The sequence below is a fragment of the Actinoplanes couchii genome (assembly GCF_016862075.1).
GTDB classification, from domain to species: Bacteria; Actinomycetota; Actinomycetes; order Mycobacteriales; family Micromonosporaceae; genus Actinoplanes; species Actinoplanes couchii.
The window spans coordinates 14,144-38,911 of the sequence record NZ_BOMG01000129.1; the positions used below are offsets into that span (position 1 = coordinate 14,144).

The 24,768-nt window shown below is 70.4% G+C and carries 31 protein-coding genes and 2 pseudogenes; 22 read left to right on the forward strand and 11 right to left on the reverse strand.

Annotated elements, in window-relative coordinates:
• Positions 1 to 98: 98 nt before the first annotated feature.
• Positions 99 to 572 (forward strand): MarR family winged helix-turn-helix transcriptional regulator, encoded by a 474-nt coding sequence (locus Aco03nite_RS49265; protein ID WP_203809569.1) that lies wholly within the window; start codon positions 99 to 101, stop codon positions 570 to 572.
• Between the two features lie 50 nt (positions 573 to 622).
• A complete protein-coding gene (locus Aco03nite_RS49270; RefSeq protein WP_203809570.1) occupies positions 623 to 1,066 on the forward strand; it encodes a hypothetical protein in 444 nt (147 codons plus the stop codon).
• Between the two features lie 3 nt (positions 1,067 to 1,069).
• Here Aco03nite_RS49270 and Aco03nite_RS49275 read toward each other — a convergent pair whose 3' ends face one another.
• The 4 genes and pseudogenes from Aco03nite_RS49275 to Aco03nite_RS49290 all read right to left on the reverse strand — a co-directional run bounded on the left by Aco03nite_RS49275 (position 1,070) and on the right by Aco03nite_RS49290 (position 3,063).
• Positions 1,070 to 1,480 (reverse strand): arsenate reductase ArsC, encoded by a 411-nt coding sequence (locus Aco03nite_RS49275; RefSeq protein ID WP_203809572.1) that lies wholly within the window; start codon positions 1,478 to 1,480, stop codon positions 1,070 to 1,072.
• 19 nt (positions 1,481 to 1,499) lie between these two features.
• Positions 1,500 to 1,973 (reverse strand): GNAT family N-acetyltransferase, encoded by a 474-nt coding sequence (locus tag Aco03nite_RS49280; RefSeq protein ID WP_203809641.1) that lies wholly within the window; start codon positions 1,971 to 1,973, stop codon positions 1,500 to 1,502.
• A 59-nt stretch (positions 1,974 to 2,032) separates the two neighbouring features.
• Positions 2,033 to 2,707 (reverse strand): annotated as a pseudogene (locus tag Aco03nite_RS49285) (aquaporin); the annotation flags it as partial.
• Positions 2,704 to 3,063 carry an ArsR/SmtB family transcription factor gene (locus tag Aco03nite_RS49290; protein ID WP_203809577.1) on the reverse strand — a complete coding sequence of 120 codons (360 nt, stop codon included), beginning with the start codon at positions 3,061 to 3,063 and terminating at the stop codon, positions 2,704 to 2,706. The gene Aco03nite_RS49290 and the pseudogene Aco03nite_RS49285, both read right to left, overlap by 4 nt.
• Positions 3,064 to 3,138: 75 nt before the next feature.
• Here Aco03nite_RS49290 and Aco03nite_RS49295 point away from each other — a divergent pair, with 75 nt between their 5' ends.
• The 6 genes from Aco03nite_RS49295 to Aco03nite_RS49320 all read left to right on the forward strand — a co-directional run bounded on the left by Aco03nite_RS49295 (position 3,139) and on the right by Aco03nite_RS49320 (position 9,030).
• Positions 3,139 to 3,549, forward strand: a complete 411-nt coding sequence (locus Aco03nite_RS49295) for an ArsI/CadI family heavy metal resistance metalloenzyme (RefSeq protein WP_203809579.1) — start codon at positions 3,139 to 3,141, stop codon at positions 3,547 to 3,549.
• A gap of 94 nt (positions 3,550 to 3,643) precedes the next feature.
• Positions 3,644 to 4,540: an alpha/beta hydrolase family protein gene (locus Aco03nite_RS49300; RefSeq protein WP_203809581.1), complete on the forward strand. Its 897-nt coding sequence runs from the start codon at positions 3,644 to 3,646 to the stop codon at positions 4,538 to 4,540.
• On the forward strand, positions 4,537 to 5,553 hold the full coding sequence (locus Aco03nite_RS49305; protein WP_203809583.1) for an SDR family NAD(P)-dependent oxidoreductase: 1,017 nt from the start codon (positions 4,537 to 4,539) through the stop codon (positions 5,551 to 5,553). Before Aco03nite_RS49300 ends, Aco03nite_RS49305 begins: the two co-directional genes overlap by 4 nt.
• Positions 5,554 to 5,585: 32 nt before the next feature.
• Positions 5,586 to 6,110, forward strand: coding sequence for a PadR family transcriptional regulator (locus tag Aco03nite_RS49310; RefSeq protein ID WP_203809585.1), 525 nt, complete (start codon positions 5,586 to 5,588; stop codon positions 6,108 to 6,110).
• A complete protein-coding gene (locus Aco03nite_RS49315) occupies positions 6,107 to 6,784 on the forward strand; it encodes an ABC transporter ATP-binding protein (protein WP_203809588.1) in 678 nt (225 codons plus the stop codon). Before Aco03nite_RS49310 ends, Aco03nite_RS49315 begins: the two co-directional genes overlap by 4 nt.
• On the forward strand, positions 6,781 to 9,030 hold the full coding sequence (locus tag Aco03nite_RS49320; RefSeq protein ID WP_203809590.1) for an FtsX-like permease family protein: 2,250 nt from the start codon (positions 6,781 to 6,783) through the stop codon (positions 9,028 to 9,030). Before Aco03nite_RS49315 ends, Aco03nite_RS49320 begins: the two co-directional genes overlap by 4 nt.
• Positions 9,031 to 9,047: 17 nt before the next feature.
• Here the strand turns inward: Aco03nite_RS49320 and Aco03nite_RS49325 are convergent, their stop codons facing one another.
• The gene (locus Aco03nite_RS49325) at positions 9,048 to 9,632 is read right to left on the reverse strand and encodes a TetR/AcrR family transcriptional regulator (RefSeq protein ID WP_239146073.1); all 585 of its coding nucleotides are present in this window, start codon (positions 9,630 to 9,632) and stop codon (positions 9,048 to 9,050) included.
• Positions 9,633 to 9,713: 81 nt separating this feature from the next.
• Between Aco03nite_RS49325 and Aco03nite_RS49330 the strand changes: the two genes are divergently transcribed.
• Together Aco03nite_RS49330 and Aco03nite_RS49335 are read left to right on the forward strand one after the other, a co-directional pair.
• Positions 9,714 to 10,124, forward strand: coding sequence for a nuclear transport factor 2 family protein (locus Aco03nite_RS49330; RefSeq protein WP_203809592.1), 411 nt, complete (start codon positions 9,714 to 9,716; stop codon positions 10,122 to 10,124).
• Positions 10,121 to 10,936 carry an NAD(P)H-binding protein gene (locus Aco03nite_RS49335; protein ID WP_203809594.1) on the forward strand — a complete coding sequence of 272 codons (816 nt, stop codon included), beginning with the start codon at positions 10,121 to 10,123 and terminating at the stop codon, positions 10,934 to 10,936. Before Aco03nite_RS49330 ends, Aco03nite_RS49335 begins: the two co-directional genes overlap by 4 nt.
• Positions 10,937 to 11,012: 76 nt before the next feature.
• Here Aco03nite_RS49335 and Aco03nite_RS49340 read toward each other — a convergent pair whose 3' ends face one another.
• The 3 genes and pseudogenes from Aco03nite_RS49340 to Aco03nite_RS49350 form a co-directional block, all read right to left on the reverse strand.
• The gene (locus tag Aco03nite_RS49340; RefSeq protein WP_203809596.1) at positions 11,013 to 11,594 is read right to left on the reverse strand and encodes a hypothetical protein; all 582 of its coding nucleotides are present in this window, start codon (positions 11,592 to 11,594) and stop codon (positions 11,013 to 11,015) included.
• A 310-nt stretch (positions 11,595 to 11,904) separates the two neighbouring features.
• Positions 11,905 to 12,222: pseudogene (locus Aco03nite_RS54950) on the reverse strand (MBL fold metallo-hydrolase); the annotation flags it as partial.
• Positions 12,219 to 13,418, reverse strand: coding sequence for an FAD-dependent monooxygenase (locus Aco03nite_RS49350; RefSeq protein WP_239146074.1), 1,200 nt, complete (start codon positions 13,416 to 13,418; stop codon positions 12,219 to 12,221). The gene Aco03nite_RS49350 and the pseudogene Aco03nite_RS54950, both read right to left, overlap by 4 nt.
• A 108-nt stretch (positions 13,419 to 13,526) precedes the next feature.
• Between Aco03nite_RS49350 and Aco03nite_RS49355 the strand changes: the two genes are divergently transcribed.
• The 3 genes from Aco03nite_RS49355 to Aco03nite_RS49365 are packed head-to-tail and all read left to right on the forward strand — an operon-like array spanning position 13,527 to position 14,767.
• Positions 13,527 to 13,997 carry a MarR family winged helix-turn-helix transcriptional regulator gene (locus Aco03nite_RS49355; RefSeq protein ID WP_203809602.1) on the forward strand — a complete coding sequence of 157 codons (471 nt, stop codon included), beginning with the start codon at positions 13,527 to 13,529 and terminating at the stop codon, positions 13,995 to 13,997.
• Positions 13,998 to 14,048: 51 nt separating this feature from the next.
• Positions 14,049 to 14,423, forward strand: coding sequence for a hypothetical protein (locus tag Aco03nite_RS49360; RefSeq protein WP_203809604.1), 375 nt, complete (start codon positions 14,049 to 14,051; stop codon positions 14,421 to 14,423).
• Entirely contained in the window at positions 14,399 to 14,767 is a 369-nt protein-coding gene (locus Aco03nite_RS49365) for an SDR family NAD(P)-dependent oxidoreductase (protein WP_203809606.1), read from the forward strand. Before Aco03nite_RS49360 ends, Aco03nite_RS49365 begins: the two co-directional genes overlap by 25 nt.
• 54 nt (positions 14,768 to 14,821) lie before the next feature.
• Here the strand turns inward: Aco03nite_RS49365 and Aco03nite_RS49370 are convergent, their stop codons facing one another.
• Positions 14,822 to 15,328: an RICIN domain-containing protein gene (locus tag Aco03nite_RS49370; protein ID WP_203809608.1), complete on the reverse strand. Its 507-nt coding sequence runs from the start codon at positions 15,326 to 15,328 to the stop codon at positions 14,822 to 14,824.
• Positions 15,329 to 15,766: 438 nt separating this feature from the next.
• Entirely contained in the window at positions 15,767 to 16,402 is a 636-nt protein-coding gene (locus tag Aco03nite_RS49375) for a TetR/AcrR family transcriptional regulator (RefSeq protein ID WP_203809610.1), read from the reverse strand.
• A gap of 126 nt (positions 16,403 to 16,528) precedes the next feature.
• Here Aco03nite_RS49375 and Aco03nite_RS49380 point away from each other — a divergent pair, with 126 nt between their 5' ends.
• Positions 16,529 to 17,290 (forward strand): NADPH-dependent F420 reductase, encoded by a 762-nt coding sequence (locus Aco03nite_RS49380; RefSeq protein ID WP_203809612.1) that lies wholly within the window; start codon positions 16,529 to 16,531, stop codon positions 17,288 to 17,290.
• A gap of 30 nt (positions 17,291 to 17,320) precedes the next feature.
• Here the strand turns inward: Aco03nite_RS49380 and Aco03nite_RS49385 are convergent, their stop codons facing one another.
• Positions 17,321 to 18,556 carry a beta-ketoacyl-[acyl-carrier-protein] synthase family protein gene (locus Aco03nite_RS49385; protein WP_203809614.1) on the reverse strand — a complete coding sequence of 412 codons (1,236 nt, stop codon included), beginning with the start codon at positions 18,554 to 18,556 and terminating at the stop codon, positions 17,321 to 17,323.
• A gap of 104 nt (positions 18,557 to 18,660) precedes the next feature.
• Between Aco03nite_RS49385 and Aco03nite_RS49390 the strand changes: the two genes are divergently transcribed.
• The 8 genes from Aco03nite_RS49390 (at position 18,661) to Aco03nite_RS49420 (ending at position 24,767) form a co-directional block, all read left to right on the forward strand.
• On the forward strand, positions 18,661 to 19,317 hold the full coding sequence (locus Aco03nite_RS49390; protein ID WP_203809616.1) for a TetR/AcrR family transcriptional regulator: 657 nt from the start codon (positions 18,661 to 18,663) through the stop codon (positions 19,315 to 19,317).
• Between the two features lie 14 nt (positions 19,318 to 19,331).
• The gene (locus Aco03nite_RS49395) at positions 19,332 to 20,108 is read left to right on the forward strand and encodes a helix-turn-helix transcriptional regulator (protein WP_203809618.1); all 777 of its coding nucleotides are present in this window, start codon (positions 19,332 to 19,334) and stop codon (positions 20,106 to 20,108) included.
• Between the two features lie 83 nt (positions 20,109 to 20,191).
• Complete coding sequence (locus Aco03nite_RS53835; protein WP_239146075.1) at positions 20,192 to 20,629, forward strand: carboxymuconolactone decarboxylase family protein; 438 nt, start codon at positions 20,192 to 20,194, stop codon at positions 20,627 to 20,629.
• Positions 20,626 to 20,928, forward strand: coding sequence for an MmyB family transcriptional regulator (locus Aco03nite_RS53840; RefSeq protein ID WP_275416002.1), 303 nt, complete (start codon positions 20,626 to 20,628; stop codon positions 20,926 to 20,928). The genes Aco03nite_RS53835 and Aco03nite_RS53840 overlap by 4 nt, the downstream gene beginning before the upstream one ends.
• A 114-nt stretch (positions 20,929 to 21,042) precedes the next feature.
• Positions 21,043 to 22,044: an AAA family ATPase gene (locus Aco03nite_RS49405; RefSeq protein WP_203809647.1), complete on the forward strand. Its 1,002-nt coding sequence runs from the start codon at positions 21,043 to 21,045 to the stop codon at positions 22,042 to 22,044.
• The gene (locus Aco03nite_RS49410) at positions 22,041 to 22,991 is read left to right on the forward strand and encodes a DUF58 domain-containing protein (protein WP_203809620.1); all 951 of its coding nucleotides are present in this window, start codon (positions 22,041 to 22,043) and stop codon (positions 22,989 to 22,991) included. Before Aco03nite_RS49405 ends, Aco03nite_RS49410 begins: the two co-directional genes overlap by 4 nt.
• Entirely contained in the window at positions 22,988 to 23,938 is a 951-nt protein-coding gene (locus Aco03nite_RS49415) for a VWA domain-containing protein (RefSeq protein ID WP_203809622.1), read from the forward strand. Before Aco03nite_RS49410 ends, Aco03nite_RS49415 begins: the two co-directional genes overlap by 4 nt.
• Before the next feature lie 10 nt (positions 23,939 to 23,948).
• Positions 23,949 to 24,767 (forward strand): S1C family serine protease, encoded by an 819-nt coding sequence (locus Aco03nite_RS49420; protein ID WP_203809649.1) that lies wholly within the window; start codon positions 23,949 to 23,951, stop codon positions 24,765 to 24,767.
• The last annotated feature ends 1 nt before the right edge of the window (position 24,768 follow it).

A 24,768-nucleotide genomic window follows, 5' to 3' on the forward strand; every position in this document is an offset into this window, starting at 1 on the left:
CTGGTGCGGGCAGGCGGTCATTTGACTTGCCTGGGCAAGTGAGAAGGAGTGTTGCTCACTTGCCCAGGCAAGTCAAATGGGTCGCGTAAGCTGCCTCCATGACCGGCTCTCCGCAGTGGCTCGACGACGATCAGCAGAAGGTGTGGGAGGACCTGCGCACCGTGGTCATCGCGCTGCCCGCGTTGCTGGACCGCCAGTTGGAACGCGACGAGGGCATCTCGAACTTCGAGTACAGCGTCATGGCCCGCTTGTCCATGACCGAGACGCGCACGATGCGCCTCAGCGACCTGGCCGCCCAGTGCGACAGCACACTGCCCCGGCTGTCCAAACTGATGGTCCGTTTCGAGCGACAGGGGTGGGTCAGCCGGCATCCCGACCCCGGCAACGGCCGCTACACCCTCGCCACCCTGACCGACGACGGCCTGCGCAAGGTCACCGACAGCGCCCCGGCCCACGTCGAGCGGGTCCGTCAGCTGGTGTTCGACCCGCTCACCGCCGCCCAGCAACGCCAGCTCGGCGCGGCCCTCGCCCGCCTCGCCGCCCCGATCCGCGAGCAGCTCGACGCCCGATGAGCCGACAACCGGCCCGGCTCCGGTCGTTCGCTCTCGCAGCCGTCGTTTCATTGTCGACGAGCGCTCTTGCCGGCTGCGCTTTCCGGGACGGCAAAGAATACTGCTCGCTCTCCGAGAAGCTGAACGAGCTACCGATTCTCGAGGTTCGGCCAGAGGCTTCCACACAGACGGAAAGCTCCTACGCCTGCAGTTCCTTCGACGGCTACGCGTACGCATCGCGTGGCTATCGCAGCGGGATCACGCGCACCGAGATCGTCACCTTCTACGAGAAGGCCCTCGTCGAGGACGGCTGGAAGTCGAGCCCGAACTCCGCCGTGCCGCCCGGGACAACCCGCCCGGCAACCGGCATCAACTGCTTCTTCACCAAGGTGGACGACCAGTTCGTCCAGTTCTTCATCGACTCCTCCGGCGCGGAGACCGACGAATACACCGTGCAGGTGACCGGCCCAGGAGACAACGGATGGTCGGACAACTGCACGCCCGAACAGCCGTAGCCCTCAAGACGAGCGGATGTCGAGTTCGGTGAGGAGTTGCTCGATGCGGGTGCGGATGGCGTCGCGGATCGGGCGTACGGCGTCGATGCCCTGGCCGGCCGGGTCGTCGAGTTTCCAGTCCTCGTAGCGTTTGCCGGGGAAGATCGGGCAGGTGTCGCCGCAGCCCATGGTGATGATGACGTCGCTGACCTCGACGGCGGCGTGGTCGAGTCTCTTGGGCTGTTCGGCGGTGATGTCGATGCCGGCTTCGGCCATGGCCTGCACGGCGACGGGGTTGATCCGGTCGGCGGGTGCGGATCCGGCGGAGCGGACCTCGACGCGGTCGCCGGCGAGGTGGCGCAGCCAGCCGGCGGCCATCTGGGAGCGGCCGGCGTTGTGGACGCAGACGAACAGTACGCTGGGTGTGGCGGTCACGGGTCTTCTTCTCCGGTGGTCAGGTGATGAGGGTGCTGCGGCGTTCGACGAGGATGACGTCGCGCCAGGTGCCGTGATGTCTGCCGACGCGTGTGCGTGTGCCAACGGTGCGGAAGCCACAGGCGGCGTGCAAGGCCAGACTCGCGGTGTTCTCGGGGAAGATCCCGGATTGGACGGTCCAGATCCCGGCGTTCTCGGTGGCCGTGATCAGCGTGTCGAGCAGGGCCCGGCCGATGCCGTGGCCGCTGTGGTCGGGGTGGACGTAGACGGAGTGCTCGACGACGCCGGTGTAGACACAGCGGTCGGACACTGCGCTGCAATCAACCCAGCCGAGCACGTTGCCGTCGGCGTCGAGGGCGGCGAAACGGTGCCCGGGCAGGCGGGTGGTGGTGAACCGGTCCCAGGTGGGTGGTTCGGTCTCGAAGGTGGCGTTGCCGGTGGCGATGCCGAGCCGGTAGATCTCCAGGACCTGCGCGGCGTGCTCGTCGGCCATCGCGACGATCCGGATGCCGGTGCTTGTCGTGGTCACGGTGCGGCGATCGGGATCGGGCGGCCTGGAAGAGGAAACCACCAGGCGACGGCGGCGAGCGCGAGCACGCCGCCGATGATCTGGGCGGCGACGAAGCCGGGAACGGAGGCCGGGGTGATCCCGGCGAAAGTGTCGCTGAACATCCGGCCGACGGTGACGGCCGGGTTCGCGAAACTGGTCGAGGATGTCCACCAGTAGGCGGCGCCGATGTAGGCGCCGACCGCGGCCGGGGCGGCGCCGGTGCGCCCGGATCGGGTGAGCGCGGCGATGAGCAGGACCAGGCCGAAGGTCGCGGTGGTCTCGGCCAGCCAGAGGTGCCCGCCGCCGCGGACCGTGTGGGCCAGGGTGACGGCGGGCAGGTCGGACATCAGGTTCGCCAGAACCGCTCCGCTGATCGCGCCGACGGTCTGTGCCGCGAGGTAGGCGGCCAGGTCGCGGCTGGTCAGGCCGGTGCGGGTGCGGCGGCCGGACCACCAGTCGGCGGCGGACACGATCGGGTTGAAGTGGGCGCCGGAGACCGGGCCGAAGGTCAGGATCAGCGCGCCCAGTGCGAGAGCGGTCGCGATCGCGTTCTCCAGCAGCTGCAACCCGACATCGTGCGGGGAGAGCCGGGTCGCGGCGATCCCGGAGCCGATCACGGCGGCGACCAGCAGGGCGGTGCCGGCCAGCTCGGCGGTGGCCCGCCGGGCCAGGTTCACGCCCCGGCCGTCGGGGTGACGGTGTCGGCGGGGTCGAGGAACTGGGAGAGCAGGCCGAGTTTGGCCGGGATGATCCAGTAGTAGACCCAGGTGCCGCGGCGTTCGCAGTCGACGAGGCCGGCTTCGCGCAGTTGGCGCAGGTGGTAGGAGATCGTGGGGCCGGTCAGGTCGAAGGCGTCGGTGATGTCGCAGACGCAGACCTCGCCGCCTCTGCGGGCGGCGATCAGTGACAGCACCCGCAGCCGGACCGGGTCGCCGAGGACCTTGAACGAGCGGGCCAGCTCGGCCGCGCGGTCCGGGGACAGCGCTTCGCTGAGCGTCGGTTCGCAGCACTCCGCGTTCTGTTGACTAGACACCTCTCTAGGTTGACAGGTCTCTAGATGGAGATGCAAGCTGCTTAGAGAATCATCTAGACAACATGGAGGTGCTTCATGTCCCGTGTCCAGCTCGCACTGCGCGTCTCGGACCTGGAGGCGTCGGTCGCGTTCTACTCGAAGCTGTTCGGTGCCGAGCCGGCCAAGCGCCGTCCCGGCTATGCGAACTTCGCGATCGCCGAGCCGCCGCTCAAGCTCGTTCTCCTCGAGGGTGAGCCCGGCCAGGCGACCGTGATGGATCACCTCGGCGTCGAGGTCGACAGCACCGCACAGGTCGACGCGGCGACCACCCGGCTCACCGAGTCCGGCCTGATCACCCTGACCGAGGACGACACCGAGTGCTGCCACGCACTTCAGGACAAGGTGTGGGTCCGCGGGCCCGGCAACGAGCCATGGGAGGTCTACGTCGTCAAGGGCGACTCCCCCGTCGGCGACAAGCCCATGCCCGACGCCGGAACGGAACGGTGATCCGTTTCACTCGACAAAGCGGATCGGCGTTCCGTATCGTTTGCGGAACGACGATCCGTTTCGGGTCGGCGGTTCCTCTCACGATCGGAAAACCATGTCGAACACCCAGGTCATCAGCGCCCGACCGGTGACCCTGCCCGCCCCCGGCCGCGGCGACGACCTCCAGGTCCGGATCACCGCACCGGCCGCCGGAACGGACCTTCCGGTGATCGTCTTCGCGCACGGATTCAGCCAGTCGATGACCGCGGCCGACCCGCTGGTGGACCACTGGACGGCCAACGGATTCGTCGTCGTGCAGCCCACCTTCCTGGACTCCGCGACGCTCGGGCTGACGCCGGCCGACCCCCGCTACCCGACGATCTGGCAGACCCGGGTCGACGACCTCGTGCACGTCCTCGACGAACTGGACACCATCATCGCTGCGGTGCCCGGCCTGACCGGCCGCGTCGACAAGGAGCGTCTCGCCGTCGCCGGTCACTCCTGGGGCGGGCAGTCCGTCGGCATGCTGCTGGGCGCCCGCGTCCTGGACGCCGACGGCAACCCCGGCGAGGACCGCACCGACAGCCGGGTGAAAGCCGGAGTGCTGCTGTCCACCACCGGCCTCAACCGCGGCGACCTGACCCCGTTCGCCCAGCAGAACTTCGCCTTCATGAGCCCGGACTTCAGCCGGCTCACCACTCCGTCGATCGTCGTCGCCGGTGACAAGGACCAGTCGGTGCTGTCCAGCCGGGGCCCGGACTGGTTCACCGACGTCTACCACTACAGCCCCGGCGCGCAGCACCTGGTCACCCTGTTCGGCGGCGAGCACCTGCTGGGCGGCATCCAGGACTACTCGTCGACCGTCACGACCGACGAGAGCCCGGAGCGGGTCGAGCTGGTCCGGCGTACGACGACCGCCTTCTTGAAGTCCGTCCTCGGTGTCGACGACAAGGCCTGGTCCGAGGTCAGCGCCACGTCTGCCGAGCCGATCGGTCAGATCGAGTCCAAGTGACCGGCACCATCGGATCCCGCCGAGGAGACACCGTCGTGATCGACGACCAGCACCCCATCGGCAGCGGGTTCACCGCCGCCTCCACCACTGACGACGTTCTCGCCGGTGTCGACCTCACGGGCCGGGAGGTGATCGTCACCGGCGGGCACGGCCGGCTCGGCCGGGAGGTCACCCGATCGCTGGCCGCCGCGGGCGCGTCGGTGACCGTCGCCGCCCGAGACCCGCAGCGGGCGCGGGCGGCGCTCGGGGACGTCGGCGGAGCCCGGGTGGAACAGCTCGACCTCACCGACCCCGCCTCGATCGCGGCGTTCGCGGCGCGGTGGACGGCGGCCGGACGGCCGCTGCACGCCCTGGTGAACAACGCCACGCCGCTGTTCAACCCGGAACGGCGACTCGACGCCCGCGGGAACGAGCTGTCGTTCTCGACGTCGCATCTGGGCCATTTCCAGCTCACCCGGGCGCTCCTGCCGGCGCTGCGGCAGGCCGGGGGTGCCCGGGTGCTGACCGTGACGTCGGGGGCCGCCCGGTTCGGTGAGATCCGCTGGGACGACCTGGCCTTCGCCACCGGCTACGACCCCGGGGCGGCGTACGGGCAGGCCAAGCGGGCGAACGTCCTGTTCACCGTCGAACTCGACCGCAGGTACGCCGGCGACGGCATCCGCGCCTTCGCGGCGCACCCCGGGGTCGTGATCGGGCCCGGTCCGCACCGCCCGGACCAGATCCCGTCCTACCGGGCCCAGGGGCTCGTCGACGAGCACGGCACGACGATCGTCGACCCGGCCGCCGGCAAGAAGACGGTGGCCCAGGGTGCCGCGACCCTGGTGTTCGGTGCGGTGAGCCCGGTGCTCGACGGCATCGGCGGCCGGTATCTGAAGGACAACGACGTCGCGCCGCTGGACGACACCGTCCGCCCACTCACCGCGGACAACATCCCGTCGGACGCGAACTCGGCGATGCTCGACCCGGTGCAGGCCCGCCGCCTCTGGGAGGTCACCGAGCGGCTCCTCACCTGAGGTCTATAAACCCGTGTGTATAGTTCGCCGGCATGACGATCGCGACGGCGTTCCTGGCGCTGCTCGAATCCCGGCCACGGCACGGGTACGACCTGAAGCAGGCCTATGACCAGCACTTCGGTCACGACCGGCCGCTGCACTACGGGCAGGTCTACACCACCCTGGCCAAGCTGCTGCGCAATGGTCTCGTCACCGTCGACGGTGACGAGACCAGCGGCGGGCCGGACCGCAAGCGGTACACCGTCACCGAAGCGGGAGTGACCGACGTACAACGCTGGCTCGAGGAACCGGAGACACCCCAGCAGTACCTGCAGTCGAACCTGTACGCCAAGGTGATCGGCGCACTGCTGACCGGCCGGTCCGCGGCCGCCGTGCTGGACGCGCAACGCGACGAGCACCTGACCGCGATGCGCGAGCTGACCCGGCGCAAGGGCCAGGGCGACCTGGCCGACCGGCTGATCTGCGACCACGCCCTGTTCCACCTGGACGCCGACCTGCGCTGGCTGGAGCACACCGCGGTGCACCTGGACGAACTGGCCGAGCAGGTGCGCGGATGAACGCGCTGCTGACGGCCGAGGGGCTGCACAAGGCGTACGGGCCGACCTTCGCCCTGGCCGGCGCGGACCTGCAGCTGTACGCCGGGGAGATCCTGTCGGTGATGGGCCCGTCCGGTTCCGGCAAGTCGACCCTGCTGCACTGCGCGGCCGGGCTGACCACCCCCGACCAGGGCCGGGTCGCCTACCTGGGCCGGGTCCTGTCCGAACTCGACGACGTACGCCGCAGCGCCCTGCGCCGCCGCGAGTTCGGTTTCGTCTTCCAGTTCGGGCAGCTCGTCCCGGAGCTGACCGCGCTGGAGAACGTCGCCCTGCCCCTGCGCCTGGACGGCGTGCGCCGCAAACCCGCCGAGCAGCGGGCCGCCGCCTTGCTGGAGCGGCTGCACCTGTCGGACAAGGCCAAGGCCCGCCCCGGCGAGTTGTCCGGCGGCCAACAGCAGCGGGTCGCGGTCGCCCGGGCCCTGGTCACCGAACCCAAGGTGATCTTCGCCGACGAACCGACCGGCGCTCTCGACTCGGTCTCCGGCGAGCAGGTGATGGACCTGCTCACCGGCGCCGCCCGGCGGTCCGGCGCGGCGGTCGTGCTGGTCACCCACGACGCCCGGATCGCCGCGTACGCCGACCGCGGCATCGTGGTCCGCGACGGCCGCACCCCCGCCCGGGCCGGCATCCGATGAGGCAACTGCTGACCGAGATCGGGCTCGGCATGCGGCTGGCGTTCACCGGCGGCCGGCGCGGCTGGTCCCGGACCCTGATGTCGGCCGTCGGGGTGGCCCTGGGCACGACGGTGCTGCTGCTCGGCGCCTCGGTCCCGTCGATGCTCGCCGACCGCGGCGCCCGCCTGGACTCCCGCAGCGTCTTCAACCCCCAGCAGCAGGAACTGCCGCCGGGCGACACCGTCCTGGTCGCCGAGATCGACTCCGCGTGGCAGGACGTCGACCTGCTCGGTGTGCTGCTCTGGCCGGAGTCCCCGGCCGCGCCGCTGCCGCCGGGCATCCCCGCGTTCCCCGGTGACGGCGAGATGTACGTCTCCCCGGCGCTGGCCGGCGCGCTGGCCGGCCCGGGCGCCGAGGTGCTGCGCGGGCAACTGCCGTACCGGGCCGTCGGCACGATCACGGCGGCCGGGCTGGCCGGGCCGCAGGAGTACGCCTACTACGCCGGCCGCGCGGACCTGACCGAACGGGTCGGCGTCCACGCGTCCCGCCTCGCCCGGTTCGGTGACATCCCCGAGGCCGAGCCCGCGGACACCAGCACGTACCTGATCCTCGCGGTGCTGATCACCACTCTGCTGCTGCCGGTGGCGATCTTCCTCGGGGCGGCGCTGCGATTCGGTGCGGACGCCCGGGACCGGCGCCTCGCCGCGATCCGTCTCGCCGGCGCCGACAGCCGGGTCACCCGCCGGATCGCGGTCGCCGAGAGTCTCGTACCGGCAATCGCGGGTCTGATTTTGGGTTCCGGTCTTTTCCTGCTGGCCCGGAGCGTGGCCGGGCAGATCAGCCTGTTCGAGATCAGTGTCTTTCCCGCCGATGTCCGCCCGGTGCCGCTGTTCGCCGCGCTCACCGTCCTGATCGTGCTCGCGCTGGCCGCGGTGATGACCCTGCACGGCCTGCGCGGCGTCACGATCGAACCGCTCGGTGTGTTCCGGCGTTCGCTGGTGTGGCGGGGACGGCTGTGGTGGCGGCTGATCCTGCCGGTCCTCGGCCTGGCCCTGGTGTCCCCGGTGTTCCTGTCCTCCGGGCGGGTCTCGCAGGAGATCGTGATGCTCGGGATGATCCTGCTGATCCTGGGCGTGGTGCCGCTGGTGCCGTACCTGATCCCGCTGGTCGCGCGGATCTCGCCGGGCGGCCCGGTGTCCTGGCAGCTCGCCTCCCGGCAGCTGCGGCAGAACCCGCTCGCCTCCACCCGTGCCGTCACCGGCATCGTCGTCGGCGTCGCCGGTGTGGTCGCCCTGAACTCCGTGTTCGCGGCCATCAACGTCCGGCCGGACGTCCGCGACCATCCCGCCGACCCCGACGCGTCGATCATCGGCACGACAGACGCGACACCGGCGGCGATGGCACGGCTCAACACCACATTCCAGACCATTGCCGGCGTACGCGCCACCACGGACGCCGAATACATGATCCTGGATCCGACCACCGGATGGGGCATCGGCAACGTCTACGTCGGCGACTGTGCGGCCCTCGACGTGATCGCCGACATGGACGGCTGCGCCGACGGTGACACCTTCACCGTCGGCACCCCGCCGAAGAAGCTGCCGCTGGAGAACGATGAAACGATCAACCTGCCGAAGAAGCCCCGCCCGGCCGTCCTGACCGGCTCCTTCGCCCAGAACATCGGCACCGCCGTCCTGCTGACCCCCGCCGCGACCCCCGCCGCCCTGTCCCGGGTCACCCCGGGCTTCGTCACCACCCGGTTGCGCCTGGACGGGGTCACCGCCACCGAGACCGGCGGAAACATCCGCGGGGTGGCCGCCGGGATCGACCCGTTCCTGATGGTCACCGTGTTCGTCCCGGAAGGCGACAAGTTCGCCGTGTTCCGGACCGCCCTCAACCTCGGCGCGACGGTGATCCTGCTGCTGATAGGCCTCGGCCTGCTCCTGGACGTCGCCGACCGCCTGCACGACCGCCGCCGGCTGATCGGCGCGCTCGCCGCCATCGGCGCCTCCCGCACCACCATCATCGTGTCGTCGGCAGCGCAGGCAGTGGTCCCGGTGGTGGCCGGTCTGTTCCTGGCGGTGGGCACCGGCGCGATCGTCGGCACGGTCCTGATGCGCATGGACGACATCCCGATCAGCTTCAGCCCCGGCCCCCTGCTGACCCCGGTAGCCGGCGGCCTGGCCCTGATCATCGGCTGCACCGTCGCCGTCCTGCTCCCCGCGGCCCGCCGCCTGACCAGCACCGAACAGCTACGCCAGGAGTGACCCCCTACGCCTGGCCGTCACTGCGGATCGTTCCCTGCGGGGCATGGAAGGTTCGGGTGACGGCCGGCGACCCGGTCGACCAGGGTCCGCAGGCCGGCGGCGATCTCCTCGTCCGGCCGATCGCGTAGGTGTTCGACCAGGTCGCTGCGGACCGCGGCCAGCAGGGCGTGGGCCAGGAAATCGGCCTGTTCGCCGTGGTGCGCCAGCAGGTCCTTGAGCCGGCCGAGGGCGTCGTCGTAGGAGTCGTTGCGGTACGGGCTGCCTTGACCCGCCCGGTCGAGGCTGAGGGCCAGCATCCGGTTCTGCCGTTTGAACTGCCACAGCCGCAACAGCAGGAAGTGCACGGCATCCGCCGGTGAACCCTGGTGGGCGGGGGCCTCCCGGTGGGTCTGCGCGACGAATGCGGCGGCGCGCTGTTCGTAGAGCGCCCGGATGAGCCCGGCCCGGTCGCCGAAGCCCCGGAAGATGGTGCCCTTGCCGACGCCGGCCTCGGCGGCCACCGCGTCCATCGAGACGTCGTCGGGATCCCGGGCGGCGTCGAAGAGCCGCCCGGCCGCGGCCAGCACGATCTCCTGGTTGCGCGCCTTGTCGGCTCTCACCATCGCGACCTCCTTAAAAAGCGGACCAGTAGTCCGCTACAGTCGAAACGGACCACCAGTCCGAATCATCGTGAGGAGTGTCCCATGCCCACCCCGACCGAGGTCCTTCAGCACGGTCTCGACCTGCTGCTGGCCAAGGACATGCCCGGCTTCATCGCCCTCTACGCCGACGACGCCGTGATGGAGTTCCCGTTCGCCCCACCCGGCGCGCCCCAGCGTCTCGAAGGCCGCCGGAAGGTGCACGACTACCTGATCGACTACCCGTCGAACATCGACATCCACGAGATCATCGACGTCAACCTCATGACCACCACCGACCCTGAGGTGATCGTGGCCGAGTTCACCGCCCGCGGCCTGATGGTCGCGCCCGGCACCCCCTACCAGGCGCGATACATCGCCGTGCTGACCATCCGCGACGGGCGGATCCAGCACTACCGCGACTACTGGAACCCGATGCTGGCGACCGGCCAGATCACCGGATGGGAGACAGCATGACCACGTTGGTTCTGGGCGCGACCGGGACGACCGGCTCACTCGTGGCGAAAACCCTGAAGGCGGCAGGCCAGGCCGTACGTACGGCCAGTCGCCGGCCCGGTGCCGCCGACGTGGTGTTCGACTGGTACTCGCCGAGCGGGTTCGCCGAGGCTCTGGACGGGGTGCACGGCGTCTACCTCGTTCTGCCCGACGGCGCGAACGACCCCGAGCCGGTGGTGCGGCCCTTCCTGGAACAGGCCCGCGACGCCGGCGTACGGCGGATCACCCTGCTCAGCTCGTCGGCCATCCCGGTGGGCAGCCCCGGCCCGGGCGAGGTGGCCGCGCGGCTGCCGGACCACGTGCCCGGCTGGGCGGTGCTGCGCCCGTCCTGGTTCGCCAGCAACTTCACCGGCCGGCACGCACACGCCCGCTCCATCCGGGAATCCGGCGAGATCGTCAGCGCCACCGGCGACGGCCGGATCCCGTTCATCGACCCGGCGGACATCGCCGCGGTCGCCGCACACACCCTCACCGCTCCGGCCCCGGTCAACCAGGCACTGCTGCTGACCGGTCCTCAGCCGCTGAGTTTCCAGGAGGTGGCGGACCAGCTGAGCACCTTCACCGGCCGCACCATCCGCCACCGCCGGGTCGACGCCACCGAGCTGAGCGCCCGCTGGGAGAAGGACGGCGTACCCCGCCCCTTCGCCGAACTGCTGGCCGCACTGGACGAGGCGATCGCCGCGGGCGCCGAGGATCGCGTCAGCTCAGTGGTCGAGGATCTGACCGGCCGCCGCCCCCTGTCCTTCCCGGAGTTCCTGGCAACCGTCGGTTGACCGTTCACCGCTTCTCGCGTTCCATGACGATCCGGGGCGCTGCCCGGCCGGCGCCGGCCGGGCAGGCGCTCGCCGGTCAGCCGTCGCAGTTGCGGCCGGTGTCGACCCAGTTCCACACTCCGGTGGTGGAGTCCTTGCAACCCACGTTCCAGGACTGGAGCGGGGAGTACGCGTTACCACCGGTCTTCAGGACGGTGCTGCCCGAGACGATCTTCACCAGGCCCTTGGTGCCGTAGTAGGGAATGGTCCCGCCGTTTCCGGTGTACGTGTACCAGTCCCACAGCGTCCGGTACTGCCCCGCCGGCAGCGACACCCCCGTACCGAAAAGCTGGGAATGTGATGTCGCGTTGTTGCCGCCGAGTTCCCAGTACCGGGTCCAGTTGGCGGTGACACCACGGGTCACACTGCCGTAGTTCTGGATCACGATGCCGGTCTTCACGTGGCCGGCGGTGCCGCCGTTGAGCGTGTGCCAGGTGCAGGCCCAGTACTTGACGCTGTAGTCGCTGATGTAGACCGACTGCCCGCAGTCCACGCTGGAGTTGGTGAACGGGCCGAAACCGGTGTCGGTTCGGGCGCTGGCCGGGCTCACCACCGTCGTGGTGACCAGACCAGCACCGAGGAACGCGGCCGCGAGCAGGCGCAACAGTCTCTTTCGCACGGTGTCTCTTCCCTTCGCCGATGCCGTGGCGGTGGACGTACCGCCCAGGTACATCGTCGGCACGGCCCGCTCCCCCGGACATCTACGGAACCGAAGGTTGCCCCGGCGACCCGCGCCTGATAAGGCGGAGTTCACGGCCCGGACCGACTGCTGATGAGCGGCGAGCCGGTCGCGTGGCTACCGCCGTACCGAGCCCACGTGCTGTTCGGCGAGTCCGGCCAGGACCCGGTGGGCGTCGTCGAGCAGGGGCGCTCCGTGACCGAGGCCGGCGATCCGGGGTCTCAATGCGGCGAGGCGGGTCAGCGCTCGCCGGGCGCGGGTGGGGTGCGTCGCCGCGCAGGACGGCGGCGTCGCGGAAACTCGCGCCGACGGGGGCGCCGGTAACTGCGGCGAGGGCTGCCGCGGCTCCGGCGTGATCGCTGTGGAAGTAGGTCACGACGATCGACTGCACGTCCCCGGTGGAGGCTTCCAGACTTCGGAGCGCGTTCTGGACGATGGTCTCGTCGCCGTAGAGGCCGGGGTCGACCACGACGAAACCACCGGCGCGGGTACGCCACAGGTAGGCGTTGCTGGCCGAGGTGGGTACCCGCCACAGACCGTCGGTCAAGGACTGCACGTCGACGGTCATGCCTCCTCCTGCCGCATGTCGGGGAGCACGTTGGTCGAGCGTGCGACGTGGGCGAGCCGAGAGGTCAGCTTGCGCAACGGTGCGGTGCCGCCGATCCGGGCCATCAGCCGCAGGGCCTGCACACCGGCGCGGGAGTCCGGGTAGAACAGTGACGGTGTGCCGGGCGGGAGCTTCTGGGTGTCCTCGATCAGGGGCCGCATCCACTGCTCGTACCGGGCCAGGGCATCGCCGTACCCACCGGGACCGGCCTGACTGAGGTACGCGGCCAGGACGTATCCGCCGGTCATGGCCAGTGAGGTGCCGCCGCCACCCAGCGGTGTCACGCACCAGGCGGCATCCCCGGTGACACAGACGTGCCCGCGGGACCAGGCCGGCATCATGATCTGCGTGAGGTGGTCCATGTAGACGTCGGCGGAGGTGTCGAAGCCGTCGAGGACGCGCCGGGCCTGCCAGCCGGCGTCGCTGAAGGTGGTGCGCAGTGCGGCGCGGGCCTCGTCGGGCGGCAGGCCGGCGAGATCGGTGTCCCGGCTCGTGTAGGCCAGGGTGGCCCGGGTGGTGCCGGTGTTGTCCGGTCGCAGGGTGATCTGCCGGCCACCGGGGGCCGAGTACCAGCGCCACCAGCGGTCGTCGTCAGGGGTGCGGGGAATGGTTCCGTAGGCCATGTTGAGGCCCAGTTCCCGTTTGGACACGCTGGAGCCGAAGACACGGTCGCGGGTCCGGGATCGCACGCCTTCGGCGATCACCAGTAGGTCGTACGGCTGGGCCGGTCCCGCATCCAGGGTCACCTCGACGTGGGATTCGTGGTCGCGGACGTCGTCGATCCGGGTGCCGTACCGGACCCGTACGTGCTCGGGCAGCTGGTCGAGGATGGTCCGTGCGAGGTCTCCGCGCAGGATCTCGAGTTCGGCGGTCAGGCCGTCGGGGTCCTCGACGGGAAACCGGGCGATCGCCTGCCCCCGGTCGTCGAGCACCGAGGTGCCCTCCTCGGTGGTGCTCAGCCGGCGGACCTCGTCCTCGAGGCCCATGCGTTCGAGGACCTGCCGGGCCGTGCCGCGCACGTCGACGTTCTGCCCGCCGTCACGGAAGGCGCCGGCGCGTTCGACGACGGTGACGTCCCATCCGGTGCGGCTGAGCCAGAACGCGGTGGTGAGGCCGGCGATGCTGGCCCCCGATACGAGTGCTCGTGGTGCGGTCATACCCATCTCCCGTTGTTACGGCGTACGGAAAGCTTGATTTTCAAGAGGTTTGATTTTGAAGCTACATGGTGGCTGTGTAGGTTGTCCAACGGAACGGGAGGCTGAGTGATGGACGAGTCCGCGGAGCAGATGATGGCGGCCCTGCGAGCGTGGGGAGCAGCCTTCAACGAGTTCGGCCGCCGTTTCGGGCGCGACGCGGGACTGCATGTCACCGACTCCGAGGCGCTGGTGCTGATCGTCGCCGCCGAGGACAACGGGACGCCGCTGACCCAGTCGGCTCTGAGCCGCCGCATCGGCCTGACCAGCGGCGCGACGTCGTCCCTGCTCAACCGTCTCGAACAGGCCGGGCACATCGAGCGGCACCGGGACCGCGCCGACCGCCGCATGGTGACCCTGCGGTCGACCGAGACGGTGCACCGCCGGGTGGACGCGTTCTTCGCCGAGGTCGGCACCGATCTCGCCGCCGAGATGACCCGCTACGACCAGGAGACACTCGCCCGGCTCACCGACCTGGTGCAGGACATGACGGCGATCATGGAACGGCACCTCATCCTTCCGGACACCCCCGCGGCACCCTGACCACAACCGGACGGCACCGCCCCTGCTCCGCACGGCCGTGACCATGGTCGGGTGGACGCCCTCGTTCGCCGTGATCCGATCCGGTCGTTGCGCCTGCTCTTCCTCGTCGGGCTGCTGGTCGGCAGCCTCAGTGCGGTGACCCAGGTGTGGGCACAGGACACGCCGCTGCCGGCCGAGGCCACGTTCACCGCGATACTGCTCGCCTGTCTGGTCGTGCCACGGATGCTGGAGTTCCGTACCGGACGCCTGATGCCCGTCGGTGTCGACCTGCTCGAACTGGTGGCCGCCGCCAGCATGCTGGTCGCGGCCCGCAGGTTGGATCCGGTCATCGCACCGGTCTTCTTCGCCCTGCTCTTCCGGGCCGCGCGCCGCACGTGCTGGGCGCCGCACTCGCCCCCGCCATGGCCGAACGCGGCACCGGCGTGATCATCAACATCGGCTCGTGGATGTCGCGTGTCGGCGTCCCGTACGCCGCCGGCTACACCGCCACGAAGGCCGCGCTGGAACAGATGACCCGCACCTGGGCCGCCGAGTTCGGTCCGAGCGGCGTCCGCGTCAACACGGTCGCGCCGGGCGTCACGCTCACCCCCGACAACGAGGCCTTCCGCGAGATCCTCGACCACCAGACCGCCGGCACCCCGGCCGGCGTGGTGGCAATCCCGGGGGACATCGCCGCGGCGGTACGTTTCCTGGCCTCCGACGCCGCCTCCATGATCCACGGCACGACCCTCGACGCGGACGGAGGCATCGTCACGACCCGCCTCCGCTGAACCCGACCTCCCACGTGGCTGGTCCCCGGCCGGCCGGGGACCAGCCACAGGGCCCTACACCTGGTACCACGTCCAGCTGATCCACTCATTGACACAGGCGTCCGACCTGATGGCGGACCCGTTGACATCGAGGTGCTCCGGCGACAGGCAGGACGTGTAGGCGGGTAGGTATCGCGGCTGGATGAAGTAGTAGTCGGGCGGGCCTGATTGGTTCAGGCGGACGCTCCAGTGCGTCGCCCAGTTGCCGTCACAGGCCAGGTTGTAGGTGGGTGACCAGCCCGCCGTGCCGTCGAATCCGAGGCATCGGCCCGTCTTCGCGTTCCGCAACCGGTAGTAGAGACCCTCCACCAGGTCGAAGTAGAAATACTGGTTGCTGGTCCGGAGACAGGTCCACATGTATGCCTGTCCGGTCGCGTTGTTGCCGTCGATGCACTTGCCACCGTAGGACTTGATCTGCCAGCGCGAAGCCGCCTGGGCGGCTTGTGGCGGCTGGGCGAATGTCGCGGCCAACAGCAGCACCGCGATCACCGCAAGCCTTCGCACCGTGCTCTTCGTCGTCATGCGGACCGCCTCCGCTGAGACGCTTCCGCGACCACTGACGACTCCCCGATCACTCTGGTGATTCTCATCCTCACCTCTCCCTGAACGCAGTTCGACCTGTGCGCAGACCCCGCTGTTCCGGGCCCCGGCTCACAGCGAACCCAGCGGCAAGGTTGTTCACCAGTCCCGTGCAGAGGTGAACAACCGCACGTCACAGGGCCAGAAGGACAGAGAGAAAGGGGCAGCTGTTTCTCCGTCGTCTTTCGTCGGTCAGCCGTTGGCCCCAGGTCCGGGGATCCCGGGGGCCGACCTCGTCGACGAGACCGATGGCTACCGCCTGTTCGGCGAGGATCGGCAGTTCGTCGGCGAGCAGACGGCGTGCCTGTTCGGTGCCGACCTGGTGCCCTCCCGGAGCGGTCTGCTTGTCACCGGGAGATGTCCAGGAAGGACCGGCGTCTTTCAGAACCGGGGTTGCGGCGTTGCCGTGCCGTACTCGGGAAGGGGGTCGGTGTTGCGGCTTTTCAGGCCGTCGAGGGAGATGCGCAGCAGGCGGCGCCACTGGCCGGGGTGGCTTTCGGCGGTGGTCAGGACGGCCTGGCTGAGGGCGCCGCTGAGCTGGAACAGGTCGTCGGTGGTGATGCCGGGGCGTAGGACGCCGGCGTCGGCGCAGCGGGTGCGAAGCTGGTCGATGCAGTCGTAGCAGCGCTGGATGCAGGAGAGGCTGGGGCCGCCGGTGGCGGTGTAGCTCTCGACGACGGCGCGGTTGCCGGCGTGGTCGGCGAGCAGCTGTTCGAAGAATCCGGCGAGTGCCCGCCAGGGGTCCGCGGTGGCCATGGCCTGCTGGTGGGCGGCGGTGAGCCACGCGTCGAACTGCTGCTCCAGGACGGTGTTGAGCAGTTGGTCCTTGGTCGGGAAGTGGCGGTAGAGCGTGCCCATGCCGACTCCGCTGCGCCGGGCGATCTCCCGGACGTCCACGCCACCGCCGTGTTCGGCGAAGACCTGGCCGGCCGCTTCGATGATGGCGGCCCGGTTGCGTTCGGCGTCGGCGCGGCGGCCGGGCCGGGACGCGGGGGTGGCGGGATCGGCGGAGGTCACGGCGTCCAGCGTACGAGATGGGCGGAGCGCCTGCTCCGTTTGTGACCGGCACAACAGGAGCGATTGCTCCGTTTGATGCTAGCTTCAAGCGGAGCAACCGCTCCGATTCACTTGGGGAGATCCTTCATGGCAACACTCGGCATCATCGGCGCGGGCGCCATCGGCACCCGGCTCGCCCGGCAGGCGATCGCGGCGGGCATCGACGTCGTCCTGGCCAACTCCCGCGGCCCGGAAACCCTGACCGACATCGTGGCGCGACTCGGCGCGCGGGCAGCGACCCCCGAAGAAGCCGCCCGCGCCGGTGACTGGATGGTGGTCAGCATCCCGCTAGGGGCGTACCAGCAGCTCCCCGCCGCGGCGCTGGCCGGCAAGGTCGTGCTCGACACGAGCAACTACTACGCCACACGCGACGGCCACATCCCCGCCCTCGACGCCGGTGAGATCACCACCAGCGAACTCGTCCAGCGGCATCTGGCCGGCGCCAAACTCGTCAAAGCCTTCAACAACATCAGCGACCACCACATCCCCGCACTGGCACGCCCCGCCGGAGCAGCCGACCGCTCTGCGCTACCCATCGCCGGCGACGACCCGCAGGCCAAAGCCACCGCCGCCGCACTGATCAGCCGGCTCGGTTTCGACACCGTCGACGCCGGTCCGCTGTCCGAGAGCTGGCGCTTCGAACCCGAGACCGACGCCTACACTTTGCCGTACTGCGCCGACCCCGACGCCCTGTGGGCCGCGTGGAAACAGCTCACCGAAGCCCTGCGCACCGGCACTCCCCCGCAGATGCCCGCCCCCGACCCGGGCACCCCACTGACCGCAAACCAACTGCGAAAACTTATCGCCGGTACGCCCCGCAAGCTCACCGCCGACCGCCTGATCGCCTGATCGGAGTTCCTTTACGGCCGCGTAACGTAGTCAGCAGGCCGTGAAAGCTATCGACGCGTTGTAGCCGCCGAACCCGAACGCATTGCACAGCACCGCGGACAGCGCCCCACGGCGTGGTTCACCGGTGACCACATCCAGCGCGACCTCGTCGTCGGCCGGGCCGGAAAGCCGGGTCGGCGGCACGGTGGACCGGGCGATGGACATGACGGTGACGGCACAGGCCAGACCACCGGCGCCGCCGATCAGGTGACCGGTGCCGCCCTTGATCGCGGTCACCGTCGTGCCCTCGCCGAACACCGCCCGGACCGACAGCGCCTCCTCCCGATCGCCGACCGTGGTCGCCGTCGCGTGACAGTTGACGTAGGAGACGTCCGACGGTTGCAACCCCGCACGATCCAGCGCACCGCGCATGGCCCGCTGCTGACCCGCTCCACTGGGGTCGGGCTTGAGGAAATGGAACCCGTCCGAGGTGATGGCCGCCCCGGCCAGCCGGGCGAGCGGACGAGCCCGCCGGGCTCTCGCGGTGCTGGAGCGCTCCAGCACCAGCATGCCGGCACCCTCGCCGACCACGAAGCCGTCACGCTCCCGCCCGAAGGGGCGACTTGCCGACTCCGGGTCGTCGTGACGGAGCGACAACACGCCGATGCGGGCGAAGGAGGCGACCACGACCGGCGTGATGGGCGTGTCCGCGCCGCCGGCGATGACCACGTCCGCCTCGCCCGACCGGATCAGTCGCGCGGCGGTCACCACGGCCTCGGCCCCGGCCGCACAGGCAGACGCCGGGGCGTACGTGCCGGCCCGCGCCCCGAACGCGATACTCACCGCGGCTGCCGGGCCGGCCGGCATGGCCATCGCCGTACCCAACCGCAGCAGCGCCTCGGCACCCTGCTCCCGGAGCAGATCGTGCTGCCCGAGCGAGGTCTGCACCCCTCCCATGGCCGTGCCGACCACCACCGCCAACCGGGTGGGCTCGACGTCGGGTGCGCCCGCGTCGGCCCACGCCTCACGAGCCGCGACCACGGCGGCCCGCTGCACCGGATCGAACCGAGCCGCCTCGTCCTCCCCCAGCAGAGTGCCCGGATCGACGGCCATCGGTGCCCCGATTCGTACCGGCATCGGAATGTGATGGGTGTAACCCGCCAGGAGGTGATCGATGCGGCGGACACCCGACCGGCCGGTGATCAGGCCTTCCCACGTCGATTCCGCGTCCCTGCCCAGCGGCGTGATCGCACCCACTCCAGTGACGACGACGTCTTCGTCGGTCAATTCGTGACTCCGTTCCGGCTCGGTGGCGCCGTCGGCCGTACGTTCCCGAATGTGACACTATTCATTAGATTTAGCTCTAGTCAATAGAGCGGTATGATCAGCGCATGTCACGGGGCAGCTATCACTCACCGCTCCGGGAAGGTGCCGCCGCCTCGACCCGCGCCGCGATCCTCCAGCACGCGCGGCGCCTGTTTCTCGAGCGCGGCTATGCGCACGTCACCGTCCCGGAGATCGCCCGGGCAGCCGGAGTCGCGCCGCAGACCGTCCATGCGAGCACCGGCGGCAAATCCGGGATCCTCAGCGCACTGCTGCGCCCGATCATCGACGACACCACCGCCCGCGAGGCGAACGCCACCGGCTCGGACACCACCGATCCGGTTCAGGTGATCTCCCTCGCCGCGGCCGGCACCAGGCGCGTGCATGAACAGTATCGCGACCTGCTCAACGACCTCGTCCGCAAGGCACCGGGTGAGCCCGCGGCGCAACAGGTGGTCGACACCGTCACGGCCAAATGCCTGGGCGGCCTGACCGGAACAGCGGATCGCCTGGCCGCATTGGGCGCGTTGCGCCCCGACATCACCCGCGACGACGCGGTCGACATCCTGTGGTTCTATTTCGGCAACAACGCGTGGTACGGCCTGGTCGCCGACCGCGGCTGGACGTTCACCCACGCTCAGGAGTGGCTCTTCGCCGGCGCCTGCACGGCACTTCTCGACGATCCGGCCTCCTCACCCGCAGACCGGTCCCGACCGGATTCATGAAAGACGGACTGGCAATGGACCGAGCACTGCTGGCTGATTTCCTCCGGGCGCGCCGGGAAGCGCTGCAGCCGGAGGACGTGGGGCTACCCCGGGGTGCACGGCGTCGCACCGGTGGGCTGCGCCGCGAAGAGGTCGCCATCATCGCCGGCATCTCGGCCGACTACTACAGCCGGCTCGAGCAGCAACGCGGCCCGATGCCGTCGGAGCAGATCCTGGCGGCCCTGGCACGAGGACTGCAGCTCAGCCCCAGCGAACAGCGGCATCTGTTCGACCTCGGCGGCCACTCCGCACCGCGCCGTGCCCAACGCGACGAGAAGGTCAGCCCGGCCATGCAACGCATCGTCGAGCACCTCACCGAGGTGCCCGCGATGGTGTGCTCCCGATTCGGCGAGACACTGATGCAGACCCGCGCCTCGATCGCCCTGTTCGGCGACTACATGCGATTCACCGGCATGTCCCGCTACCTGGTCTACCGCTGGTTCACCGACCCGGGCCAACGCGCCCTCTACCCGCCCGAGGACCACGACATCCGCGGCCGGGTCTTCACCGTCGACCTGCGGGCGGTGTACACGGCCGACCCGACCGGCACGGCCGGGGAGATCGTCGAGGCACTACTGGCGGTCAGCCCGGAGTTCGCCGAGGTCTGGCGCCGGCACGAGGTGGACGTCACCCACCACCTCGACCTCAAACGCTACCTGCACCCGGAACTCGCCGAGCGAGGAGAAGCTACAGCGCCTGATCGCGACTTTGTAAACGCCAGGCCCTCGCCGACGGCCTGGATACGGGCCTGAGCGTCAACGAGATCAAAGAGATCCTGGTCCAGCTGTACGCGTACGCCGGGTTCCCCCGCAGTCTCAACGCCCTCGGCGCGTTCATGGCCGTACTGCAGGAACGCACCGCCCGGGGCGTCGACGATCCGGTGGGAGCCGAGCCCAGCCCGCCGCCCGCCGAGGACACCAGCCTGCGGCGGGGTGCCGAGAACCAGACGAAACTGGCCGGCGGCCCGGTCACCGGGCCAGTGTTCGACTTCACCCCGGCCATCGACGAATTCCTCAAATCGCACCTGTTCGGTGACATCTTCGGCCGCGACAACCTCGACTGGGCCGGCCGCGAGATCGCCACGATCGCCGCCCTGGCCAACCTCGGCGGCGCCGAATCCCAGCTGCAGTCACACCTGGGCATCGCCCTCAACACCGGAGTGACCGTGCCCGAACTGCGCGACCTGGTGACACTGCTGGGAACCCGGGTCGGGCGAGCCCAGGGCACGCGGGCCGGCGCTCTGCTCGACGAGGTGCTCACCGCCCGCAGCTGACAGCAGTTCAGAGGGGGCCCGGATGGCCGGTAACCAGCGCGGGGGCGACCTACGCCGAGGTACGGCAACTGATCGCGAACGCCCGTCACGACGTCCGGATCCACCACCGGGGCGCCAAGGCCTACCACCATCCGGTGGTGGGCACCCTGCATCTGACGTACGAGGCACTCGAACTACCGGCCGACGGCCTGGCCCTGCTCGCCTACGGCACCGAACCCGGCAGTGACTCCGAGGACAAGCTCCGTCTTCCGGCCAGCTGGGCCGCCTCCGACAGTGACGTGACAGACGTCCTCTCCTGAGTGAGGAGCGCTTGTTTCGGTCGGCTTTCGGTGCCGGCTGGTGTGCTGGGTTCACCGGGCGGGCGTTCGGTGTACTCCCCCGACGCCCGGGCGCCCGCCCGCACATGACAGCGCATCCGAGGGAGTTCCGTGACTGACATCGCATCCGATGCCGACGTGCGGCTGCTGGAGCAGACGCTGTTCGAGGTCAAGAAGGTGATCGTCGGGCAGGACCGGCTGATCGAGCGGCTGCTGACGGCCCTGCTCGCGGGCGGGCACATCCTGCTCGAAGGAGTGCCCGGGGTGGCCAAGACCCTGGCGGCCGAAACCCTGGCGACCGCGGTCGGCGGCACCTTCCACCGCATCCAGTTCACTCCGGACCTGGTGCCGTCGGACATCGTCGGCACCCGCATCTACCGGGCCGGCAAGGAGAGTTTCGACGTCGAGCTCGGCCCGATCATGGCGAACCTGGTGCTGGCCGACGAGATCAACCGGGCGCCGGCGAAGGTGCAGTCGGCGCTGCTGGAGGTGATGGCCGAGGGGCACGTGTCGCTCGGCGGCCGCACCTACCGCGTACCGCAACCGTTCCTGGTCCTGGCCACCCAGAACCCGATCGAGAGCGAAGGCGTCTACCAGCTGCCGGAGGCGCAACGCGACCGGTTCCTGATGCGGGTCGTCGTCGGTTACCCGTCCGAACAGGACGAGCTGGGCATCCTCTACCGGATGAGCGGCCCGCGCCCGCACGCGTCACCGGTCCTGGATCCGCAGCGGCTGATCGGGTTGCAGCAGCGGGCCCAGAAGGTGTTCGTGCACCACGCGCTCGCCGAGTACATCGTGCGGCTGGTGACGGCCACCCGGGATCCGGCACTGTCCGGGCAGCTCGCCTACGGTGCCAGCCCGCGCGCCACCCTCGGCCTGGTCGCCGCCGCCCGCGCGCTGGCGCTGCTGCGCGGCCGGGAGTACGTGCTCCCGGCCGACGTCGTCGACATCGCCCCGGACGTGCTCGCGCACCGCCTGGTGCTGGCGTTCGACGCGGTCGCCGACGGGGTGGAGCCGGAGAGCATCGTGCACCGCATCCTGGAGGCGGTCACCCCACCGGTGATCGCCCCCGCACAGCAGGAGGCGGTGGCAGCGTGAACGAGAGCGCCTCCCTGAACGAACTGGCCCCGGAACGCCGGTTGCGCCGCCTCGAACTGACCGTCACCCGCCGCCTCGACGGCCTGCTGCACGGCTCCCACCTGGGACTTCTCCCGGGTCCGGGTAGTGAACCGGCGGGCAGCCGCGAGTACCGGGCGGGTGAGGACGAGGTCCGGCGGATGGACTGGGCGGTCACCGCCCGCACCACCGTGCCGCACGTGCGGACCGTCGACGCCGACCGGGAACTGTCCACCTGGGTGCTGGTCGACGCCAGCGCGAGCATGGACTTCGGCACCGCCGAGTACGAGAAACGTGAGCTGGCGGTCGCCGCCGTCGCCGCGGTCGGGTTCCTCACCACGGGCACCGGCAACCGGCTGGGCGCGCACCTGCTCACCGCCGATGGCGTCGAACGACGGCCGGCCCGCTCCGGTCGTACGGCAATCCTGGAGATCCTGCGCTCGTTGCTGAACGCACCGCGAGCCGCCCCGGCCACCGCGACCACCGGCCTGGCCGCGGCCGTCGACGGCCTGCACCGTGCCGTCCCCCGGCGTGGCCTGATGGTGATCGTCTCGGACTTCCTCGACGGACTCGACGCCGACGGTCTCGGCCCCGCCGCCCCGGACTGGGAGCTGCCGCTGCGCCGCCTCGCCACCCGCCACCAGGTCCTCGCCGTGCAGGTCGGCGATCCCCGCGAACAGGAACTGCCCGAGGTCGGCCTCCTGGCACTGATCGATCCGGAGACCGGCCGCCGCCGCGAGATCGACACCACGAGCAAAAGGCTGCGATTGCGGTACGCCGAAGCAGCCCGGCAACAGCAACAGACCGTCACGTCCGCGATCCGCCGGTCCGGGGCCGCGCACCTGATGCTGCGCACCGACCGGGACTGGGTCGCCGACATCGTGCGCCACGTCCACGCCCAGCGCCGTCTCCGAGGAGCTACTTCGTGACCTGGCTCAGCCCCGAGCGCCTGTGGCTGCTGACCGCCCTGGTCGTGCTCGCCGCCGCGTATGTGATCGCGCAGCGCCGCCGCAGCCGCTACGCCGTCCGCTTCACCAACCTGAAACTGCTCGACCGGGTCGCCCCGAAGCGCCCCGGCTGGCGCCGCCACGTCCCGGCCGGCCTGTTCCTGGTCATGCTCGGGCTGCTGATCGTCGGATTCGCCCGCCCGCAGACCGAAGTGCAGGTGCCCCGGGAGAGAGCGACCGTGCTGGTGGCCGTGGACGTGTCCCGGTCGATGCTGGCCACCGACGTCGGCCCGGACCGGCTGACCGCGGCCAAGGACGCCGCCCACCGGTTCGTGGCCGACCTGCCGCAGGAGTTCAACGTCGGGCTGGTCGGGTTCGCCGGCGCCGCGTCGGTGTTCGTGCCGCCGGTCACCGACCGGACCGCGGTGAACACCGGCATCGACCGGCTCGCCGAAGGCACCGCCGGACGGGCCGGCACCGCCATCGGCGACGCCATCGCCACCTCACTCGACGCGATCCGTGGCCTGGACGCCCAGGCCGGCGCGGACGTGCCCCCGGCGCGGGTGGTGGTGCTGTCCGACGGCGACAACACCTCCGGCCGTGACCCCGCCGACGCCGCCCGGCTGGCCACCGAACTCGGGGTGCCGGTCGACACCATCTCGTTCGGTACCGCCGCCGGAATGATCGGAACCAGTCAGCCGGTGCCCGTTGACGGAGAGACGTTGCAGGCCGTCGCGCAGGCCACCGGCGGTAACTACTTCGAAGCCGGCAGCGCCGAGGAACTCCGTGCCGCGTACGCCGACATCGGCAGCTCGGTCGGCTACCAGACCGAGGTCCAGGACGTGTCCGCCCGGTTCGTCGGCGCCGGCCTGGTGTTCGCGGTCCTGGCGGCGCTGACATCCCTGCTCTGGTTCGCCCGCCTGCCCTGATCGACGGGAGATCACCGTGACCATCACCGGACTGGGCACCCCACGCGGCCCCTCCTTCATCACACCTTCCGATCGGCCGGCATCTGATCGCCCGGCACCACCGGACCGGCCGGCACGGCGGCGATGGCCCCTGCTCGCCACCGCCGGGCTGGTGGCGGTGGGCGTCACCGGCGGTTATCTGACCGGCCGTGCGGACGACCCACCACCTCCCGCGCCGGCCGTACCCTCCGCCGATCTGGTCGGCGCCGCCGCGCTGGCGCTGCCCGGAGTGGTGTCCGTGCAGGTCCGCACCGGCTCCGGCGGCTCCTCCGGCTCCGGATTCGTCTTCGACGACCGCGGTCACATCGTCACCAACAACCACGTCGCCGGTGCGGGCGGAGCGGTCAGCGTGGTCGGCTCGGACGGCCGCCGCCTCACCGCCGAGGTCGTCGGCACCGACCCGGCCAACGACATCGCCGTGCTCCGCGTCTCCCCCACGGCCGCACTGCGGCCACTGGCTCCAGCTGCCCCGGGTACCACCCGGGTCGGTGAGCCGGTCCTGGCCGTCGGCTCCCCGCTCGGGCTGTCCGGCACGGTCACCGCGGGAATCGTCAGCGCCCTGGACCGGCAAGTCCGCCTCGGCGGTGCGACCCGGCAGGCGGCCGTGCAGACCGACGCCTCGATCAACCCCGGCAACTCCGGCGGCCCGCTGGTCAACGCCCGCGGCGAGGTCGTCGGCGTCAACACCGCCATCGCCACCCTCGAAGGCGGCGGCAGCATCGGCATCGGTTTCGCGGTGCCGATCGACCGGGCCCGGCAGGTGGTCACCACGATCATCGGACGGGGATAGT